Source organism: Bacillus sp. CH140a_4T (assembly GCF_008923725.1).
In the GTDB taxonomy this organism is placed as follows: domain Bacteria; phylum Bacillota; class Bacilli; order Bacillales; family Bacillaceae_G; genus Bacillus_A.
The window spans coordinates 526,651-546,304 of the sequence record NZ_WBPF01000013.1; the positions used below are offsets into that span (position 1 = coordinate 526,651).

The window sequence follows — 19,654 nt, forward strand, 5'->3', positions numbered from 1 at the left end:
ACTAATCCATTCATTATTGTAACATAAAAATATCAATCCTTGGAATCTTTCATCCTACTAAAAAAGACATGAGTGTTTCATCATGCCTCTGAAATATGTTGAATGATTGTTTGAATTGCTTCTTTTCCATTATATTTTTTTAATGCTGTTTTATACATCTCATTATTTTGATTTAATTCTTCAACATGCTTTATAAGAGAGTTCACAGTCACATCTTCTTCATACAATACGGAAGCATATCCTTGTCTCTCAAAAGACTCCGCATTTAGTATTTGATCTCCACGACTTGCAAATTTCGATAGCGGAATTAAAAGCATCGGCTTTTGCAATGTTAAAAACTCAAAAATGGCATTAGAGCCCGCACGTGAAATAACAAAATCTGTTATCGCTAATATGTCTGGCAGTTCTCCATGTACATATTCAAATTGTCTATATCCTTCTTTATTTTGTAAACTTTCATCAAGATTACCTTTTCCGCAAAGATGAACAATTTGATACTTTTTCAGAAGTTCTGGTAACGCTTCTCGAACCGTTTCATTAATTTTCTTTGCGCCCAAACTTCCTCCCATAATGGTAATAACCGACTTTTTACGTGAAAAACCTAAAAATGCTAAACCCTTTTCCCTATTTCCCTTTAGCACTTCTTCACGTACAGGAGATCCTGTATAAATTACTTTTTCTTTCGGTAAGTGTTTCGCAGCTTCTTCAAATGTAACAAATATTTTCGAAGCAAAACGGAGCGCAATTTTATTTGCTAGTCCTGGCGTCATATCAGATTCATGTAATAAAACAGGGACTCTGTTTAGCCATCCTCCAATTACGACTGGTACAGATACGAAACCACCTTTTGAAAAAATCACATCCGGTTTTAGTTTTCGAATTCTTACATATGCATCCATAACACCGATACGATAAACTTAACTAAATCTATACAATTCAATCAAATTTACACGAGTTAGTGCTTCATCGTGTTCTCGCAGCCCCAAAGGGACGAGGGGTATAACACTCCACACGAGGCAGTATCGTTACCTCCTATTATCAAGCATTTATTTTACCCATCTTGATAAATTTATCGCAGCATTTACATCCCTATCGTGATGGCTATTGCATGAAACACAACACCACTCACGTATTTTTAAACTCCACTGTCCTTCTGGTTGAACTGAATGGTCGTATTTTACGCCGCAACATGAACAAATCTTGCTTGAGGCGAACCATTTATCAGCTTTTACATATGCAATGCCATACTTCTCGCACTTGTATGATAAACATTGAAAGAAGAAGTGTAATTTTTGAAAGGAAAATGCTTTCGATAGTTTTTTGTTTTTTAACAGGTTTGAGATAGATAAGTCTTCCACAACAATCCTCATTGGTTTGGTTTTCACCAATTTAGCTGTTGCTTGATGGATATGGTTATTTCGGATATTCGTAATTTTCCTAGATAACCGCAGGTGCTCAGCTTTCGCTTTTTCATATCCGGCAGATTGAATTTTTACACCTTTTTTAAATCTCCTAGACATATCTCTTTGCGCTGACTTTTTCCTTTTCAAAAGTTTTTTAACCTTGGCATCTTTGTTTATATTTCGTTCTTTCATACCATTAGAAGCTACAAACAGCTCTTTTAACCCAACATCCACACCAATCGACTCATTGGTTAGTTCTTGGGATTCAAAATCTTCTTGGAACCCTACACTAATCCACCAGTGACGACCGTCAAATGTAACTCTTGGATTGGATGGCTTTTTGTTTCTTGGTAGTTGTTGACTTGTTTTCACTTCACCAATGGACTGAATATGAACCACTTTCTTTCCTATAACCAGTCTTTCATAATTGGCATAAAATCCTTGGATTACATCTTTTTTGGATTTATAAGAAGTGTGAGAACCATTTTTGTACTTTTTGAACGAATGTTTTCTCGCCGTATCAAAATCTTTTGAAGCCTGTTTGGGAACTTGTGCATTGATGTCATGTAACCACTCATATCGCTTTCGCTTCTTGATCTTTGTAAATCGTTTCTGTAAAGCTAACTGTGAAACAGATTTTCCAAATAGCTTATAGTATCTATCACTCATTCTTTTACAATAGTTATAAGCGAATCTTGCAGCACCAGCATGGTTTCTAAGCACTTGTTCTTGTTCAGGCGTTGGAATCAGTCTGACTTTCTTCGCCAATATCATCAGAATGTAACTCCTTTAATGAAAGATTTGTTCTTCTGAATCGTAGCGTGTTCCACCAGCATTCTCCTGAGACTACTCGGATGCAAACCTGTTAATTCTGATACTTGACTAACTCGTAAAAATTTCATTATTATTCTTACCTCATCAAACTCACAATAGCACATACGTTCGATAGATTCAATGAGGTTGGATAGATTTAATTAAATGTATCTCGTTCAACTAAGGGCGCAATTCCTTAGCCAGTTCTCTTATGAACTTCTCATGTTTTCACATGAGCGCAGACTATATGTTTATCTCTTTAGAGATAGAGGATTTTTCCACCACCATAGGCTTGTGATGTACTCTCGTCAGTTATACGAGATAGTCGTTGAACGTTCATCTTATCACTTTTGACTTAGATGATTCGAGGCGGAAGACCCATTGTTCTAGTGTTTAGGATTTAACCTTGCACCATCTGATTGATTTTTTCTGCTTTCGCGACATTCACGCTCGCTATTTTTAGCCACGTTGTAGTTCAATCAGCTTTAGGGATTGCCCGCAGTTAACCCTCACTACTAGCCAATCACTTGACTAGCAGGGCTTACTGATAGATTTAATTAACTTTCGTTATAATTGGTTAAATAAATCGTAACAGTTAGTTACCCTTCATTACAAGAAAGGGATCTTTTATATTTTTCAAATCAAAATAACGGCGTAGCTTTCCGCTTGCAATACTATGATACGGAATGCCTTCCTTTTCTATAATCGTTTTCTCAATTCCTTGATGAGAACCAATATAAGAAATATCCCAATTTTGTTCTTGTAAATGTGGAATGATGGCTAAATTAGGTGTTACATGCCCTGCCGAACCGCCACCTGTAAAGACTATTTTCTTCATACGTCTCCCCCTTCTACACTATAATACACTAAAATATCTTGCCTCAGGGTGAGAAAATACCATAGCCGTTACAGATGCTTCTGGCTCCATCATAAATCCTTCCGTTAATGAAATACCTATTTCTTCTGGATGAATAAGGTGGAATAATTTTTCTTGATCTGCAAGTTCTGGACATGCTGGATAACCGAAGGACACGCGTATCCCTCTATATTTCGTACGGAAACGTTCTTCCATCGTCAGTTCAGGTGAGTCCGGAATGCCCCAGCGGTCACGGATAAGCATATGTGTTTTTTCAGCAAGTCCTTCTGCTAGTTCAAGCGCTAACGATTGAATCGCATGGCTGCGTAAATAATCCCCCTTCGCCTTCCACTCTTCAGCAATGTCCCGAACACCTTCCCCAACCGTAACAGATAGGAAAGCAACATAGTCCATTTCATCTCCAACTGGTCGTAAATAATCACCTAAAGTACGATATGGCGCTTTTCCTTGTCTTGGGAATGTAAAACGTTCTATAACACGCGTATGATCTTCTGGATCATATATAACAATATTTTGTCCGTCGCTTTGTGCTGGGAAAAATTGATACACTGCTTTCGGTTTTAACCAAGATTGTCCTTCCTGCAATAATTCGTCTATTAAATCATTTAATTCGTGTGCTCTTTTATCTCCCTCTCGCAGAAGCTTCTTCACATTTCCTTTTAATCCAAGGTGATGTCCAAGTAACATCTGCCTATTTAAAAATGGAGCGAGATGAAGGGCTGGAATATCACTTAATACAATCCGCTTTGTTGAATCAGGCACGATAACCTCTGCCTTCGCTAATGGCTCAATTACTGCTGGAATCTCTACTTTCTTCTCCTCTTTTTCTACGATATGAAGATGACGCTCTTTTTTATCTTGTTTCATCTTCTCACGCTCTTCTTCCTTTTGAAGCTTATTAATAATATCAAGACCAGTCATCGCATCACTCGCATAGCATACGAGCCCTTTATATGACGGTGAAATACGGTTATCTGTAAACTTTCTCGTTAACGCTGCCCCGCCTACAACGATTGGAACATCAATATTTGCTGCTTTTAAATCTTCAGCGGTCGTTACCATTTGTTGCGCTGATTTTACTAATAAACCAGAAAGACCGATAATGTCAGGCTTCTTTTCTTGTACTTCTTGTACAATTCGATCCGAGCGAACATTGATTCCTAAATTAATAATCTCATATCCATTATTCGATAAAATAATTTCAACGAGGTTTTTCCCAATATCATGTACGTCACCTTTAACAGTTGCTAATAACACTTTCCCTTTTTTCGCACTATCACTAGATTCCATATGTGGCTCTAAATAGCTTACGGCAGCTTTCATACTTTCAGCACTTTGCAATACTTCAGCAACGATAAGCTCATTATTATTAAATAATCGTCCCACCTCATCCATTCCTGTCATAAGTGGACCATTAATAATATCCAAAGGTTTTCTTCCTTCTGTAAGTGCAAAGCTTAAATCTTCTTGTAATCCTTGTTTCGTACCTTCTACAATGTAATTTGCTAGCCTTTCATCAAGAGTTAATGTTTCTTGGATAACAACATCTTTCTTTTTTGCCGCGCGATAAAAATTCGTAAATTTTTCTAACGTCTCTTGCGTCGTTTCAAAAAGCAATGCATCTGCAAGACGTTTTTCTTCCTCTGGAATTGACGCATACCGTTCTAATTTTTCCGTATTCACAATCGCATAATCTAATCCTGCTTTCGTTGCATGATATAAAAAGACGGAATTTAATACTTCGCGTCCAGCTGGTGGTAAACCAAATGATATGTTACTTACACCTAAAATCGTTAAACACTCTGGTAACGCTTCTTTAATAAGACGAATTCCTTCTATCGTCGCTGCCGCCGAACCGATATATTCTTCATCACCTGTCCCTACAGGAAATACAAGTGCATCGAAAATAATATCTGACGGACGTATACCATATTTCGTCGTCAATAACTCATAACTTCTTTTCGCAATTTCGAGTTTTCTTTCCGCACTTACTGCCATACCGTCTTCATCGATTGTTCCAACTACAATTGCAGCACCATATTTCTGAAGAAGTGGTGTCACTTTTTTAAATCGTTCTTCTCCATCTTCTAAATTAATTGAATTAATAACAGCTTTTCCTTGAATATAAGTAAGAGCTCGCTCCATCACATTTTCATCTGTTGAGTCAATCATAATCGGTACTTTTAATACTTTCGTAACTTCTGCCAAGAAGTTTTCCATATCTTCTATTTCATCGCGATCAGGATCTGCCATACAAATATCAATAATATGAGCATTTTTCTTCACTTGTGCTCTTGCGACTTCAGCAGCCTCTTCAAATTTCCCTTCTGCTACTAATCGTTTAAATTTACGTGATCCAATAACATTTGTTCTTTCACCAACAAATAACGGTCTCATAGAGTCATCATATTGAAGTGCCTCTAATCCACTAACCCCGTGTCCAGTTCTTTCGTGGTGTTCACGCGGCTTAAGAGAAGCTAACACAGATTTCATTGCTTTTATATGTTCTGGTGTTGTACCACAACAACCACCGATAATATTAATCCATCCTTCTTCAGCAAATCGCTTTACTTTTTCGGCGAGAGAAGATGGAGATTCATGATAATGTCCATCTTCATCAGGAAGACCAGCATTTGGATAACAAGAAATGTAACACTCCGACAAATCAGATAGTGAACGAATATGGTCTCTCATAAACTCTGGACCAGTCGCACAGTTTAATCCAACAGATAATGGCTTCATATGTTCTATCGATAAGTAAAAAGCCTCAATTGTTTGCCCAGCCAGAGTCGTCCCCATCGGTTCAATTGTTCCCGAAATCATGATAGGTACAATTGTATTTAGTTCGTCAAAAGCTGCTTGAATTCCAATATACGCAGCCTTCACGTTACGCATATCTTGACTCGTCTCAACGAGTAATACATCAACTTCTCCCTTCAATAATCCTCTTGCCTGCCGCGTATAGGCTTCAATTAATTCTTCAAACGTCACACCACCAGTAACACTAATCGCTTTCGTTGTCGGCCCCATTGCTCCCGCAACATATACTTCCTTCCCGCTTGCTTTGACCGCTTGCTTTGCTAAACGTGCTGCCTTCTCATTTAGTTCCTCGTCTAAATGAGACAACGCATAATCACTTAATACAATATTTGTCGCCCCAAATGTATTTGTTTCAATAATATCCGCTCCAGCTTCAATATAAGCTTTATGAATCTTTAAAATGACATCAGGCCTTGTTTCTACTAAATATTCATTACACCCTTCGTACTCTTCTCCTCCGAAATCTTCCGCAGTTAAGTCCTCTTGCTGGATCATTGTTCCCATTGCACCATCTAATAGTAAGATGTTATTTTGTAATTTTTCTTCTATACATTTCATCAGTTAATACCTTCTTTCACTTCTTGCTTTTCTCTCACATATTTAACAAGGTGTTCTGTAATTTCATATTTTAGAAATGGTGTAATAAGATAAATGCCGTTAAAATATTTCATCGCCGCATCGATCAATTCTTGCGAAATGCGAATCCCTTCCTCAATTGCTGCCTCTTTCGTTTCATGTCCATCCATTCTCTCCCTTATTTCTTCAGGTAACGTAATTCCTGGCACCTCAAAATGAAGGAAATCTGCATTCCTTTTACTTATTAGTGGCATAATCCCAATAAAAATAGGTTGTTCCAAATGCTTTGTCGCTTCATACACTTCTTCAATTAACGCGATATCATAAATTGGCTGAGTTAAAAAATATTCGGCTCCAGCTTCTATTTTCCGTTCCATTCGCTTAACCGCTGCTTTTAAATGTCTTACATGCGGATTAAACGCACCTCCCACTGAAAACCGTGTTGCTGGACCTATTGATTTCCCTAAAATCGAGCGCCCATCGTTCATTTCTTTAATCATTTTAATGAGCTCAATAGAGGACAAATCATATACAGAAGTGGCACCTGGAAAATCACCGACGCGTGCTGGATCACCAGTTAAAGCTAACACTTCTTCCATACCTAACGCTGATAAGCCTAGTAAATGAGATTGTAGTCCGATGACGTTATGGTCTCTACACGTTAAATGCGTCAATACTGGAATATCATGCTTCGTTAATAATGCCCCCATTGCCATATTCGAGATGCGGGGCGATGCTAATGAATTATCTGCTAGAGTAATAGCATCTGCCCCAACTCTTTTCAATGCTCTTGCGCCTTCAAAAAATCGCTGCGTATTTAACGTTTTCGGTGGATCTAATTCCACTACTACTGTCGTTTGTTTTTTTGCTTTCGCTGCTAATGTGACATGAGCTTTCGAACGTTTCTCGTGTTTATGAACTACTTTCGGTCTTTGAACCGTATCCTTTTCTATTACAGGTGTAATATTTGCAATTGCACGCTTCATACTTTCAATATGTTCTGGAGTCGTGCCACAACAACCACCTAATAACCGAATACCTTGCTCAATAAACTTCGGCGTCATCGCTTCGAAATAAGCTGGACTTCCCTCATATACGTAACGTCCCTCCACATAATTAGGGAGACCTGCATTTGGATATGCTGACAAGTAGCCATTTTGCGGAATCGATATCATTTTAAAAGCTTCCGTCATATGAAGTGGTCCTAGTTGGCAGTTCAATCCAACGACATTTGCACCGTAATCTAAAAGCTGTTTTAATATTTCATTTACATCATTTCCATTTTGAGTCGTACCTGCCTCATGTAACGCTAATTGAGCTACAATTGGAATTTTCGTTTGTTTTCGTAACACCTGAACAGCATGAAGTAATTCAAATTCATCATAGAAAGTCTCTAATAGCAGCCCATCAACCTGTTCTTCTAGTAATGCACTTGCCTGCTCAAGTAGCATAAATTCTCTTTCTATATCAGTCGTTGTAACAGCTCCGATATGTTTCATACCACCAATTGTTCCTAAAATTGCATTTCTATCTGTAACAGATGCTTTCGCCAATTTTACTGCCGCTCTATTAATTTCAGTAACTTGATTTTCTAAACCATACATACGTAATTTTGCTTCATTTGCTCCGTACGTATTTGTTTGAATCACATCTGCCCCAGCAGCTACATATTGCTTATGAATCGATATAATTAAATCTGGATCAGATATGTTCAATTCTTCAAAACTACTTTGCAAACCATGTGAATGTAATAACGTCCCAACCGCACCATCACCTATTACAATTCCTTTTGATAATAAATCTAGTAATTTCACAAATCTCCCTCATTTCTATCAATATAAAAACCCCCTCTTCACTTTGAAGAGGGGGACATAATCGTTCCTCCTCTTATTATGCAAAACAATCGTTTTGCAGGTATTAGCACCGTTTCAAACATTTCGTTTGAAGGTTGCCGGGTTTCACAGGGCCTTTCCCTCCACCGCTCTCAATAAGAGTTTGTCTTTATTATTTTATTTATGTAGCTAAAAGGAAATGCGTTCCCCTTTTAACAATGTTTGTTAATTTTTTAATAAATTTAGCACGCACAAATACAAAAGTCAATGACACTTGCGGAAAAATAAAAATTATTTAAAATAAAGTTGCAATTCAATTATCTTTTGTTGTAAAGTTAAAAACATAATAAAATTTCATACGAACATTCTTATCTAGAGAGGTAGAGGGACTGGCCCTATGACGCCTCAGCAACCATTAACATTTGTTAATAAGGTGCTAATTCCAGCAAATTGTGAAAGATTTGACAGATGAGAAGAAGACTCTATTCAAACCGAAAGCCTTCTTCTTTAGAAGGCTTTTTTTATTTTACCCCGCATTAACGGGCAGTAAGATTCCCAACTCAAAATTCAGCTGAAACAAAGAAGTTAGGTGGGAATCAACTGCCCGTAAAAGCCCGATTGGTTCAACTAATAATCAGTGGGGATGAATCCCTCACTGATTAAAGTTTCACTTTACATTCACTTAATTGTTCATTTAAAAAGGAGGAATTTTTATATGTCAACTATTGAAACAAAACTAGCACAAATCGGAAACCGGAGCGAAACTACAACAGGAACTGTTAACCCACCTGTTTATTTTTCAACTGCTTATCGTCACGAAGGAATTGGTAAATCTACTGGCTTTGACTATTCACGAACTGGCAATCCAACTCGCGGTCTTTTAGAGCAGGCAATCGCAGATTTAGAATACGGTGAACAAGGTTATGCCTGTAGTTCAGGGATGGCAGCTGTTTTCCTCGTCCTTTCCCTATTCCGTTCCGGAGACGAACTTATTGTATCTGAAGATTTATACGGGGGCACTTATCGATTATTTTCTGAGCACGAAAAAAAGTGGAATGTTCGATGTAGATACGTAAATACACAATCTATTAAACAAATTGAAAAAGCTATCACAACTGAAACGAAAGCTATTTTCATAGAAACCCCAACTAATCCATTAATGCAAGTTACTGATATTGCCGCTGTCGCAACTGTAGCGAAAAGACACGGACTACTTCTTATTGTAGACAACACATTCTATACGCCTTATATACAGCAGCCATTAACAGAAGGTGCTGACATTGTACTTCATAGCGCAACGAAATATTTAGGGGGACATAACGATGTACTAAGCGGTCTTGTCGTTGCAAAAGGAAAGGAACTTTGTGAGGAGATCGCTCATTACCATAATGCCTCTGGTGCAGTCTTAAGCCCATTTGACTCATGGCTATTAATTCGTGGTATGAAAACGTTAGCGCTTCGTATGAGACAACATGAAGAAAATGCAAAAGCAGTTGTTGCTTATTTAAATGATGAAGACGGGGTGACAGATGTATTTTATCCCGGAAGAGGCGGCATGATCTCATTTCGTCTGAAAGATGAAACGTGGATTAATCCATTCTTACAATCTTTATCCTTAATTACATTCGCTGAAAGTCTTGGTGGTGTTGAAAGTTTAATGACCTATCCAGCAACGCAAACGCACGCTGATATTCCTGAAGAAATCAGAACAGCAAACGGTGTATGCAATCGTCTTCTTCGATTTTCCGTTGGCATTGAAAATAATAACGATTTAATTCAAGACTTAAAGCAAGCCATTAAACTTGTAAAAGAAGGTGTAAGAATATGAGTTATTCTATTGATACACTCTTACTGCACAACCAATATAAACATGACTTGCAAACAGGAGCTGTTAACGTTCCCATCTATAATACATCAACATTCCACCAGTTTGATGTAGATACGTTCGGAAAATATGACTATAGCCGCTCTGGTAATCCAACTCGTGAAGCTCTTGAAGATATCATTGCTTTATTAGAAGGCGGAACAAAAGGATTTGCCTTCGCATCAGGAATTGCAGCGATTTCTACTGCATTCCTCCTTCTTTCACAAGGTGATCACGTACTCATTTCAGAAGACGTATATGGAGGCACTTATCGAATTATAACTGAAGTTCTCTCCCGTTACGGTGTTTCACATACATTTGTTGATATGACCAATTTAGAAGAAATAAAGCAAAACATTAAGCCAAATACAAAACTCTTTTATGTGGAAACACCCTCTAATCCACTTTTAAAAGTGACAGATATTCGTGCTGTGTCTCAACTTGCAAAATCTATTGACGCCCTTACTTTTGTTGATAATACATTTTTGACACCACTATTCCAGAAGCCACTTGATCTTGGCGCCGATGTCGTTCTTCATAGTGCCACAAAATTCATTGCTGGTCATAGTGATGTTACTGCCGGATTAGCAGTTGTAAAAGATGCCGAACTCGCTCAAAAACTTGGATTTTTACAAAATGCATTCGGTGCTATTTTAGGTCCTCAAGATTGTTCTCTCGTACTTCGCGGGCTAAAAACATTACATGTACGTCTTGAGCATTCAGCTGCTAACGCCAATAAAATTGCACATTATTTACAAGAGCACGCTAAAGTTAAAAATGTCTATTATCCTGGCTTACAAACACACCTTAGATTTGATATCCAACAAGCTCAAGCTACATCAGCCGGAGCTGTCCTATCTTTCACTTTACAATCTGAAGACGCACTCCGCCAATTTTTATCAAAAGTAAAATTACCCGTCTTTGCAGTTAGTTTAGGAGCTGTCGAATCGATTCTTTCCTACCCAGCTAAAATGTCACATGCAGCACTATCGCAAGAAGCTCGTGATGAAAGAGGGATTTCTAATTCATTACTTCGGTTATCCGTCGGCCTTGAAAATGTTGACGATTTAATATCCGATTTTGAAAATGCCCTTTCTTATGTAGAAGAACCTGTAAATGCATAAAGAGAAAAGAAGATATGAAATTAAGTTATCATATCTTCTTTTTATGCTGTTGCGTATATTTTACTTTTCGTATAGTTCATAAAAAAACGAAAGAGCACCATCTATTTCCAAGTAATGAATTAATTGATATATTAAGAAGTAAAAAAGGGGCAAAAATAATGGATACTTGTGCAGATGTTTTAATCGTTATCGATCTACAAAACGGAGTATGTTATAGCGAAGAACATTTATTTGATTTACAAAACTTACTTACAAAAGTAAATAACAGAATTTCTTCATACAGAAAATCAAATAAACCAATTCTTTTCGTTCAACATTGTGATGATGATTTAGTACCCGAAAAAGAACTTTGGGCTATTCATGCTGATCTAGATATTCAAGAACAAGATTTTTTTGTAAGAAAGACACATGCCAATTCATTTTATAAAACAAATTTAAAAGAGATTTTAGATCAATTATCTGTACATCGTATTGAATTTTGTGGTGCCCAAACAGAGTACTGTATGGATGCTACGATTAAATTCGCTCATGGACTAGGATACGAAAACTTCATGGTACAGAAAGCAACCTCTACATTAAATAATCCATTTATGTCCGCAAAAGAGACAATTGGTTTTTATGAAAATATATGGAATCACAGATTTTTAAAATTGATACAAGGTGACGCTAGAATACATAACTAATGTCTTGGTAATTCTAAGATTTATCAGCTATATTCAAACATTTCGTTTTCATCATCAAGAAGCTGACTACATTCAGCTTCTTTTCTTTTAACCTGTTTTATATTCTATATATATCATTATAATTCCTTTGTCATATTATTTTAAAAATTTTGTATATTCATTTGAAAGAATAAGAAAATCATGGTAAGATTGTGTTACAAATATATCTATATCTTTCAATTTTTAAAACGCATCTAAATTTTCACCCAAAATTGTCATTTTACAAAACCGTGCTAAATCATCTACTTTATTTACATCAGGGTCTCTTTTCTTACAATTTCTTTACTTTAGGACTTTTTTTCTGCAACAACTGTTTTCTTTTCTTTAATTTTTTGGTATGTATAGTATGGTATAACAGCTCACACGGAGGTGGAAAAGAACATGTTAGAAACCTTTCAAAAAGAAATTGAACTATATGAAAGCAATGCAGAATTATTGAAAGTACTTGCTCATCCTGTTCGCTTATGTATTGTAAAGGGATTAATTGAACGTGGTCCAAGCAATGTTTCAACAATGTACACTGGCTTAAACATGCCACAATCTACAATTTCACAGCATTTAGCAAAGTTAAAAAGTGCTAAAATCGTTTCAAGTGAAAGAAAAGGATTGGAAATTTATTACAAAGTAGAAAACGAGACAATTATTCAACTCGTTCGCGTATTATTGGGTTAGGGACTCATAAACAGAGAAAAAGGACGTATTCTATATTTTTCATCTCATATCTTTAATATAAATATATATCATGAGAGGAAATATATGATGCTACATAAGTCGTATTAAAAAACAAGACACAGAAATATGCTGTGTCTTGTTTTTTATATTTTCAAATACCGATTCAAGTGTAACTGTTGCATATGTTTCGTATGTATCACAACATCAAACGCACTCCCTAATCCTCCGCTCAAAATCATAGAACGAACTGCACGATTTTGTTTTTGAGTTTCAGAAAAAGGATTTCTATCTTGGTGACCCGTAAGCTGATCTAATATTCCTGCTGCTAACAAAAACTCAGATTGCTTCTTATGCCATACTGTATGCATACCTTGCAGGCTAAACATCTCTTTCAGTTCGTCCCAATGAATATGAGTAGTAAGATCCATTTCACCTGGATGCGCTAAAGGATTACGGATTAACTTATGATCGTAATATCCTCGTAAACTTCCTTCCTGATGTGCAGGATGCATCCATTCTTCTTTTGTATATCCATAATCAACTGTAATACATACACCTCGTTGAAACCATTTCGCCATTTCTTTTATATATTTTTCCATCGCAATCGGCACTTCAAAACGCTGACCTTCAGCAAGATGAATATTATATTTCAATAAGTATCGACCAATGCTTTTATGTAACGGTCTACATACTTCTGCAAGTTTCCCTTCCCCTGTATACGTAACACGTACTTCATACAATATTCCATTTCTCTTCTCAATTACCTCAACAGGAAATGCATCAAATAACTCATTCGAAAAAAGAATTCCTTCGAACGATTCTCCCATTTCACTATGCGACGTATAATATGACACATTATAAAACGAACAAAGATTTTTCTGCTGTAATTTTCTATGAAAAGGGCTCATTTCAATCATTGAATAGTTTAAATCAATAAAGGTTTCCGGTGATAATTGTTTCCATTCTTGTAAAACATCATAGGCAAACTTCCCTGTTCCCCCACCAATCTCACAAATCTGTGGAGCAACTTCACCATTTTCAACAAGACGAATAAAAAACTTAGCAAAAGTTTTTGCAAACACAGAGGATACATTGCTACTTGTAAAAAAATCCCCTTGTCTTCCGATTTTTTCACGTTCTTTCATATAATATCCATGTTCCTCTGCATATAGTGCGAGGTTCATATATGTACTGTATGAAATTGAATAATCCTTTTCTTTTTCCATCCATTCTTTTAAAATGAGCTCCATCTCCATACTAGCTCCTTACTGTAAAAATGGATTATTTTCTTTTTCAAAACCAATGCTTGTTTCTGGACCATGTCCACATAGCACCGCTGTTTCATCAGGTAATACAAATAATTTCTCTTCAATACTTCCAATCAATTCAGCAAAACTTCCACCAGGTAAATCTGTTCTTCCGATACTCATTTGGAACAATACATCTCCAGAAAATACAGCACTCGCCTCTTTACAGTAATAAGAAATACTACCCGGAGAATGTCCTGGCGTTTCAAAAATTTCAAAATTAAATGAGCCAATTGCTAATGTACCTTCTGCATCAATAATATGATCTGCTGGTTTTGCTGTAATACTCCGATTCATCATAAAAATTTGAGAACCATTTACAGTTGCATCGCCTAACCAATCTGCTTCTTCTTTATGTACATACACAGGAATATGAAAAGCGTCTCTGACCGCATCAACAGCGCCAATATGATCAAAGTGAGCATGTGTTAATAAAACAGCCAGTGGCTTTAATTGTTCTTCTTGTAAATATGTAACGAGCTTCTCTCCTTCGTGACCAGGATCAAAGATAATACACTCATTTTGCTCATTCGTTAAAATATAAGCATTTGTTTGTAATGGGCCTAACGGCATTTGTATCCATTTCATATGAAAATCTCCTCCAATTATTAAACTTACTTTCAATGATACAACATTTTTTTCTCTTAGGAAAAGAAAGGATGCTATCTCGACAATCATTTTTAAAACATGTACAATATAAAAGAGTTAATATTCTAAAAACTCATATTTAGGAATGGGTAGACAGAGGAGGATATTGTATGGGCCTTGTTATTATTTTTGCACTAGTCACTCTGTTAGCTGTATTTGCTACGCTTAGAACACTTCGCGAAAAGAACTTTTTCGCAGGCGGCTTTGCAATTGCAACTGTACTCGTTTTCGGATGGTTTACGATTATGACTGTTCTATATAACGGGTACCCACCAGCAGCTTAATTCATTTACATGTTATTCTTCATCAAGATTGTGCGCAAAAAGAGGAAGGGGTTTCCCCTTCCTCTTTTCATAGTTCATAACTTATACCATCTTTGCTTCGTATTTGTGCTTTTTTACAAGCCAAGCTCCTCCGATAACACCTGCATCATTACCAAGTATTGCAATCGCTAACTTCGTGCTCTTTACAGCACGTGAAAAAGCATATTGCTCGAAATAACGTTGAATTGGCTCTAATAGTGCATCTCCAGCTTTAGACACGCCGCCGCCAATAACAATTTTCTCTGGGTTCAACGTACTAGCAAGGTTCGCTACAGCTAATCCTAAGTAAGAAGCTACTTTTTCTACTACTTCGCCTGCTAGCTCGTCACCTTGTCCAAGTGCTTCAAACACATCTTTTGATGTAATACGCCCTTCTTCTGCTAACATAGAACGTAGAACACTTTCTTTATCAGTCTCTTGTATTTTTTGCATAGCAACACGCACAATACCCGTTGCAGATGCTACAGTTTCTAGGCAACCAGACTTCCCGCAATTACACGGGAAAGCATTCTCTGTAACGACTGTAATGTGTCCGATTTCACCAGCAGCACCGCTTACGCCGTGTACAATCTCACCATTGGCAATTACACCACCGCCAACGCCAGTACCAAGAGTCATACAAATTAAATCTTTCGCTCCTTCACCAGCACCTTTCCACATTTCACCAAGCGCTGCTAAGTTTGCATCATTATCAATAACAACAGGTAATCCTGTTTCCACTTCTAATAAATCTTTTAACGGATAGTTTTTCCATCCTAAGTTAACCGCTTCATAAATCATTCCAGACGCCACGTGTACAGGACCAGGAGCTCCCATACCAATACCGATTAACTTACTTTTTAATTCGCCTAACTCTTCTAACTTTTTATCAATAGCTTTCGCTACATCAAGTGTAATATGTTTTCCTTGCTCATTTGTATTCGTAGGGATTTCCCACTTATGTAAAATTTCACCGTACACATTAATAAATGCTAATTTAATCGTTGTACCACCAAGGTCAACACCAACTAACCATTTCTCTTCCATGTTGCTTACCTACCTTTATCTAATTCTTATTTAGCTCTTTTTGAATTTCTTGCTTCAATAAAAATAAAGCTGTTTGATAGTCTTGTGGATCGATTAGCTGTGATTGATTTAATTCACGCAATTCATCTTGCATTAATTGTAAATCTGCAATTCGATCACCCGTATAAATAATCGTACCAAATTTCTTTAGCAATTGCTGAATATCATAAATAGATACCATTTTATCACCCTCTATGCTCACTTACTATAAAAAATTATAATAAGAAAACGTTCACATATTTTATTATAATCAAGAAGAAAAAGTCTCGTCAATTTTTATTTGTCTATACAAGCCCATTTTTAACCATTGTTCCTTTTTCTGTAATAATTTTTTCTATATTTTTATCAAACGGCTCTACTGGAATATGTTCTACCACTTGAAAACTATAAGCTAATGATAGCGTTTTCCCTTTATAATGCACGAGATAACGATCATAATAGCCACCGCCATATCCAATTCGTTCTCCTCGCTCTGTATAAGCTACGCCCGGCACGATTTGAAGATCAATTTCATCTGCATTCACTTCTTCCGTAAGTGCTGGAATTGGTTCACGTAAATTCATATACACCGTTTCTAATTGATCAAAATTACTAATTTTCCTAAAGGACATTGTTCGTGTTCCTTTATTACACTTCGGGACAACAACTTTCTTGCCCTCTTCCCAAGCTTTTTCGATAATAGGATATGTATTCACTTCATTTTCCATTGAGAGAGTGATTCCGATTGTTTTAGCTTCAGTCCACTCTTTTTGCGCATACAACGAACATGCAATTTGCTCTGATAAAGTTGTATACCGTTCTTCTGATAAAGAATTCATGTGCTCTATTATTCGTTTACGTAAACGTACTTTCTCTTCTCTCACACATTTTCCCCCTCACAGTGATACTTTTCTCTACGATGATAGTGTATCACTTTTAACAGAGGAATCGAATAAAAAAAGAAACAGTAGGAAAATATTCCTACTGCTTACTTTGTTTCACGGTGTAACGTAGACTTCTTGTCACGCTTGCAATACTTTTTAAGCTCGATACGCTCAGCGTTGTTACGTTTGTTTTTCTTTGAGATATAGTTACGATCTCCGCATTCTGTACATGCTAGAGTAATATTCACACGCATTCTTATTTCCCTCCAGTACTAATAACTTAAATCAGACTATACTATAATACCACTTTTAAAATAAAAATTCTACACCTTTTGATATTGTCTAATTTTTTCTATAAGGTTTTTCATGTTTTCCCTTGCTATTACTGGGTTTCTAGCATGTGAATACACTAAAAATTTCGGTTGTTTTGTGTCAGAAACGATATAAGACCACTCTTTTTCCGTATATTTGAACTGTACTCCTTCAAATATACCGTCTTCCTTTCTTTCCATATCAGCCAATAATTTCCTCATCACTTTCCCTTTTTCATTCCATGAACATACAACTTCATCACAAAGTAGATAGAGCGGAGGCGATTGCTCTACTATGCTGAGAAATGTTTTTCCTTGCAATGCTATTAGCTCAAATAATTTTCCTATTCGATATAAAATATCTCGCTTCCATCTCGCTTGAAACGACTTTTTTTCATCCTGCGTATAAAATAGAAGGTAACACTCTCCTAATTTCAAAGACATTGGGTAAATATTTCCTGTCGATTCAAGTAATAAATCTGGAATATCTACCTCTTCAAAATCTGTTCCTTGGTAAATATTACTGTGATTATCATATAACTCGAAATAATTTCCTTGCTCTGAAAACATAAGAGCCATATTTGCTTTACTTGATTTCATCAAAGCTTTCACATGATCCTTTTGTTCGCCCGCATAAATCCAAGTAACTGTACATCCGAGCCTTTGCAAAAAGAGCATAAGTAAATGTTGTAACATATCATTTCTTTTATTAATAAGAAGATGAAACTTCTGTTTTTGTATTTTCTCAATATCAATGCGTTCTAATACAGCCTCTATATAATCATGTAAAGAAACGTGGACTAGCTTATTCCGCCCCATTTCCTTCTCACATACGTAATAAAACGACTCAGACATATATACTTGTTCTATCGCTTTTTGCTGCTTATACGTTAATTGTACCCCATCCTTGCCATACAACTTTATAACAACCTCTTTTTCATTTTCTACTTGAATGAAAACCCCGCCTGCACATTGTAAATCCTGAATACTATACTGAAAAAGCGACTCGTTCATTTCTTTGCATTCCATCGTATGAACTCCGATACCATGAATCGCATGAAGAAAGAGATTTTTATAAGAGGTCGTTTCTATATGTTCTTGACTCCCGATTAATATACTTTCTCCTTTGGCAAAAAGAGATCCGTACGCCATCGCAACCTTTACAATAAATTGAGGAGTGATTTCAACATTGCCTCTTCCTACAATGCGGCTTTTTTGCAACCATCCTGCACTCTTTTCACTTTCTTGAACACCAGCCGATCCGACTACCGAATAGCTGTCAATCGCCTTATATGGCCATAGTTTTCCCTTTTGCTTAATTACCGTACTTTTCCCGATATGACAATGATCCGCTACAATGCTTTTTTGAAACAATGTAACGTCATCTTCCACCATTGTATGCTCTCCTATTGTCGTTTCTAATAACTCGCAATATTGCCCAATGTGAACATTTGCAAAAACAATACTTTTTTGAAGATGAGAATAGCTTGAAACAATACTATTTTTCCCGATAATGGAGTACGGTTCAATTACAGCTCCAGCACCAATCTTTGCTCCTTCTCCAATAAAAGAGGGACCGTGAATTTTCGTTCCTTTTCCAATCGTCACTCCTTCCCCCATCCATACCATCGGTAATACTTCCGTGTAAGGAATAGGTACTTGTAATTTTTTCGTTAACAAATCAAATTGTGCTTGTCGATATTGATCAAATGTACCAATATCTAACCAATAGCCTTCTGACAAATATGCAAATAACGCGTTCTTATTTGCCAATAACGGAAACACATCTTGACTGAAATCAAAAAATTCTCGGGGCGGTATGTAAGAGAAAATTTCTGGTTCCATAATATATATACCTGTATTCACAATATTAGAAACTACCTCATTCCAACTTGGTTTTTCTATATATCGTGTAACCTCTTGTTCTTTGTTCATTACAACTAAACCGAATGAGAGTGGATTTTCTACTTCCTTTACAAACATAGTTACCATTCTTTTCTTTTGTTCATGAAACGCAATGCCTTCTGATAATTGAAAATCAGTTAACGCATCCCCGCTTATGACGACAAACGTTTCATCCAGAAATTTTTCCGCTTGTTTAATACTCCCTGCGGTTCCAAGCGGTGGAGAGTCTTCAAAGTAATACAAATTGACGCCCCATTTGCTACCGTCACCAAAGTATTGTTTAATGGCCGTACTCATATACTGAACAGTAATGGCAATCTCACGAATACCATGCTGACGTAATAATTCAATATTGTATTCCAAAACTGGCTTCTCTAATAATGGCAACATCGGCTTTGGAGTATTACATGTTAATGGTCTAAGGCGTCGTCCTTTTCCTCCAGCTAAAATAACCCCCTTCATATACTTCAGCCTCCACTTATATAATGTTCAGTAACTTCATATACGATATGTATATTATCTAACCCGA

Annotated in this window: 15 protein-coding genes, 2 pseudogenes and 2 riboswitches; of the genes and pseudogenes, 5 read left to right on the plus strand and 12 right to left on the minus strand. The window is 36.6% G+C overall.

Going from position 1 to position 19,654, the window contains the following annotated elements; all coding sequences use genetic code 11:
• Nucleotides 1-80 precede the first annotated feature (80 nt).
• The 5 genes and pseudogenes from murG to F8162_RS11535 form a co-directional block, all read right to left on the minus strand.
• A pseudogene (murG, locus tag F8162_RS11515) lies at nt 81-905 on the minus strand (undecaprenyldiphospho-muramoylpentapeptide beta-N-acetylglucosaminyltransferase); the annotation flags it as partial.
• A 141-nt stretch (nt 906-1,046) separates the two neighbouring features.
• Nucleotides 1,047-2,177: an RNA-guided endonuclease InsQ/TnpB family protein gene (locus tag F8162_RS11520; RefSeq protein ID WP_151869332.1), complete on the minus strand. Its 1,131-nt coding sequence runs from the start codon at nt 2,175-2,177 to the stop codon at nt 1,047-1,049.
• A gap of 640 nt (nt 2,178-2,817) precedes the next feature.
• Nucleotides 2,818-3,054: pseudogene (locus F8162_RS11525) on the minus strand (glycosyltransferase); the annotation flags it as partial.
• An 18-nt stretch (nt 3,055-3,072) separates the two neighbouring features.
• On the minus strand, nt 3,073-6,471 hold the full coding sequence (gene metH / locus F8162_RS11530) for a methionine synthase (RefSeq protein ID WP_151633757.1): 3,399 nt from the start codon (nt 6,469-6,471) through the stop codon (nt 3,073-3,075).
• A complete protein-coding gene (locus F8162_RS11535) occupies nt 6,471-8,303 on the minus strand; it encodes a bifunctional homocysteine S-methyltransferase/methylenetetrahydrofolate reductase (protein WP_151633755.1) in 1,833 nt (610 codons plus the stop codon). The genes metH and F8162_RS11535 overlap by 1 nt, the downstream gene beginning before the upstream one ends.
• A 70-nt stretch (nt 8,304-8,373) precedes the next feature.
• A riboswitch (SAM riboswitch) is annotated at nt 8,374-8,483 on the minus strand.
• Nucleotides 8,484-8,686: 203 nt separating this feature from the next.
• Nucleotides 8,687-8,796, plus strand: a riboswitch (SAM riboswitch).
• 240 nt (nt 8,797-9,036) lie between these two features.
• Between F8162_RS11535 and metI the strand changes: the two genes are divergently transcribed.
• The 4 genes from metI (at nt 9,037) to F8162_RS11555 (ending at nt 12,703) form a co-directional block, all read left to right on the plus strand.
• Nucleotides 9,037-10,149: a cystathionine gamma-synthase/O-acetylhomoserine thiolyase gene (gene metI, locus F8162_RS11540; RefSeq protein ID WP_151633753.1), complete on the plus strand. Its 1,113-nt coding sequence runs from the start codon at nt 9,037-9,039 to the stop codon at nt 10,147-10,149.
• Nucleotides 10,146-11,309, plus strand: coding sequence for a cystathionine beta-lyase (metC, locus tag F8162_RS11545; RefSeq protein WP_151633751.1), 1,164 nt, complete (start codon nt 10,146-10,148; stop codon nt 11,307-11,309). Before metI ends, metC begins: the two co-directional genes overlap by 4 nt.
• A 158-nt stretch (nt 11,310-11,467) precedes the next feature.
• Nucleotides 11,468-11,992 carry a cysteine hydrolase family protein gene (locus F8162_RS11550; protein ID WP_151633749.1) on the plus strand — a complete coding sequence of 175 codons (525 nt, stop codon included), beginning with the start codon at nt 11,468-11,470 and terminating at the stop codon, nt 11,990-11,992.
• Between the two features lie 420 nt (nt 11,993-12,412).
• On the plus strand, nt 12,413-12,703 hold the full coding sequence (locus F8162_RS11555) for an ArsR/SmtB family transcription factor (protein WP_000894375.1): 291 nt from the start codon (nt 12,413-12,415) through the stop codon (nt 12,701-12,703).
• A gap of 143 nt (nt 12,704-12,846) precedes the next feature.
• Here F8162_RS11555 and F8162_RS11560 read toward each other — a convergent pair whose 3' ends face one another.
• Nucleotides 12,847-13,959, minus strand: a complete 1,113-nt coding sequence (locus F8162_RS11560; RefSeq protein ID WP_151633747.1) for a class I SAM-dependent methyltransferase — start codon at nt 13,957-13,959, stop codon at nt 12,847-12,849.
• Between the two features lie 9 nt (nt 13,960-13,968).
• Complete coding sequence (locus F8162_RS11565; protein ID WP_151633745.1) at nt 13,969-14,598, minus strand: MBL fold metallo-hydrolase; 630 nt, start codon at nt 14,596-14,598, stop codon at nt 13,969-13,971.
• A 170-nt stretch (nt 14,599-14,768) separates the two neighbouring features.
• Here F8162_RS11565 and F8162_RS11570 point away from each other — a divergent pair, with 170 nt between their 5' ends.
• Nucleotides 14,769-14,942 carry a DUF2759 domain-containing protein gene (locus F8162_RS11570; protein ID WP_000524846.1) on the plus strand — a complete coding sequence of 58 codons (174 nt, stop codon included), beginning with the start codon at nt 14,769-14,771 and terminating at the stop codon, nt 14,940-14,942.
• An 81-nt stretch (nt 14,943-15,023) separates the two neighbouring features.
• Here the strand turns inward: F8162_RS11570 and glcK are convergent, their stop codons facing one another.
• The 5 genes from glcK to F8162_RS11595 all read right to left on the minus strand — a co-directional run bounded on the left by glcK (nt 15,024) and on the right by F8162_RS11595 (nt 19,587).
• Entirely contained in the window at nt 15,024-16,007 is a 984-nt protein-coding gene (gene glcK, locus F8162_RS11575) for a glucokinase (RefSeq protein ID WP_075308013.1), read from the minus strand.
• Between the two features lie 19 nt (nt 16,008-16,026).
• On the minus strand, nt 16,027-16,227 hold the full coding sequence (locus F8162_RS11580; RefSeq protein ID WP_000253699.1) for a YqgQ family protein: 201 nt from the start codon (nt 16,225-16,227) through the stop codon (nt 16,027-16,029).
• 103 nt (nt 16,228-16,330) lie between these two features.
• On the minus strand, nt 16,331-16,909 hold the full coding sequence (locus F8162_RS11585) for a 5-formyltetrahydrofolate cyclo-ligase (RefSeq protein ID WP_151633743.1): 579 nt from the start codon (nt 16,907-16,909) through the stop codon (nt 16,331-16,333).
• Between the two features lie 104 nt (nt 16,910-17,013).
• On the minus strand, nt 17,014-17,163 hold the full coding sequence (rpmG, locus tag F8162_RS11590; protein ID WP_001265616.1) for a 50S ribosomal protein L33: 150 nt from the start codon (nt 17,161-17,163) through the stop codon (nt 17,014-17,016).
• Between the two features lie 69 nt (nt 17,164-17,232).
• Nucleotides 17,233-19,587, minus strand: a complete 2,355-nt coding sequence (locus F8162_RS11595) for a sugar phosphate nucleotidyltransferase (RefSeq protein ID WP_151633741.1) — start codon at nt 19,585-19,587, stop codon at nt 17,233-17,235.
• Between the last annotated feature and the right edge of the window lie 67 nt (nt 19,588-19,654).

Excerpts from the sequence above, each read along its gene's own strand:
- metC (WP_151633751.1), top strand. The coding sequence starts at position 10,146 with ATGAGTTATTCTATTGATACACTCTTACTGCACAACCAATATAAACAT.
- metI (WP_151633753.1), top strand. The coding sequence starts at position 9,037 with ATGTCAACTATTGAAACAAAACTAGCACAAATCGGAAACCGGAGCGAA.
- F8162_RS11550 (WP_151633749.1), top strand. The coding sequence starts at position 11,468 with ATGGATACTTGTGCAGATGTTTTAATCGTTATCGATCTACAAAACGGA.
- F8162_RS11520 (WP_151869332.1), bottom strand. The coding sequence starts at position 2,177 with ATGATATTGGCGAAGAAAGTCAGACTGATTCCAACGCCTGAACAAGAA.
- F8162_RS11570 (WP_000524846.1), top strand. The coding sequence starts at position 14,769 with ATGGGCCTTGTTATTATTTTTGCACTAGTCACTCTGTTAGCTGTATTT.
- F8162_RS11560 (WP_151633747.1), bottom strand. The coding sequence starts at position 13,959 with ATGGAGATGGAGCTCATTTTAAAAGAATGGATGGAAAAAGAAAAGGAT.
- glcK (WP_075308013.1), bottom strand. The coding sequence starts at position 16,007 with ATGGAAGAGAAATGGTTAGTTGGTGTTGACCTTGGTGGTACAACGATT.
- metH (WP_151633757.1), bottom strand. The coding sequence starts at position 6,471 with ATGAAATGTATAGAAGAAAAATTACAAAATAACATCTTACTATTAGAT.
- F8162_RS11565 (WP_151633745.1), bottom strand. The coding sequence starts at position 14,598 with ATGAAATGGATACAAATGCCGTTAGGCCCATTACAAACAAATGCTTAT.
- F8162_RS11555 (WP_000894375.1), top strand. The coding sequence starts at position 12,413 with ATGTTAGAAACCTTTCAAAAAGAAATTGAACTATATGAAAGCAATGCA.
- F8162_RS11595 (WP_151633741.1), bottom strand. The coding sequence starts at position 19,587 with ATGAAGGGGGTTATTTTAGCTGGAGGAAAAGGACGACGCCTTAGACCA.
- F8162_RS11580 (WP_000253699.1), bottom strand. The coding sequence starts at position 16,227 with ATGGTATCTATTTATGATATTCAGCAATTGCTAAAGAAATTTGGTACG.
- rpmG (WP_001265616.1), bottom strand. The coding sequence starts at position 17,163 with ATGCGTGTGAATATTACTCTAGCATGTACAGAATGCGGAGATCGTAAC.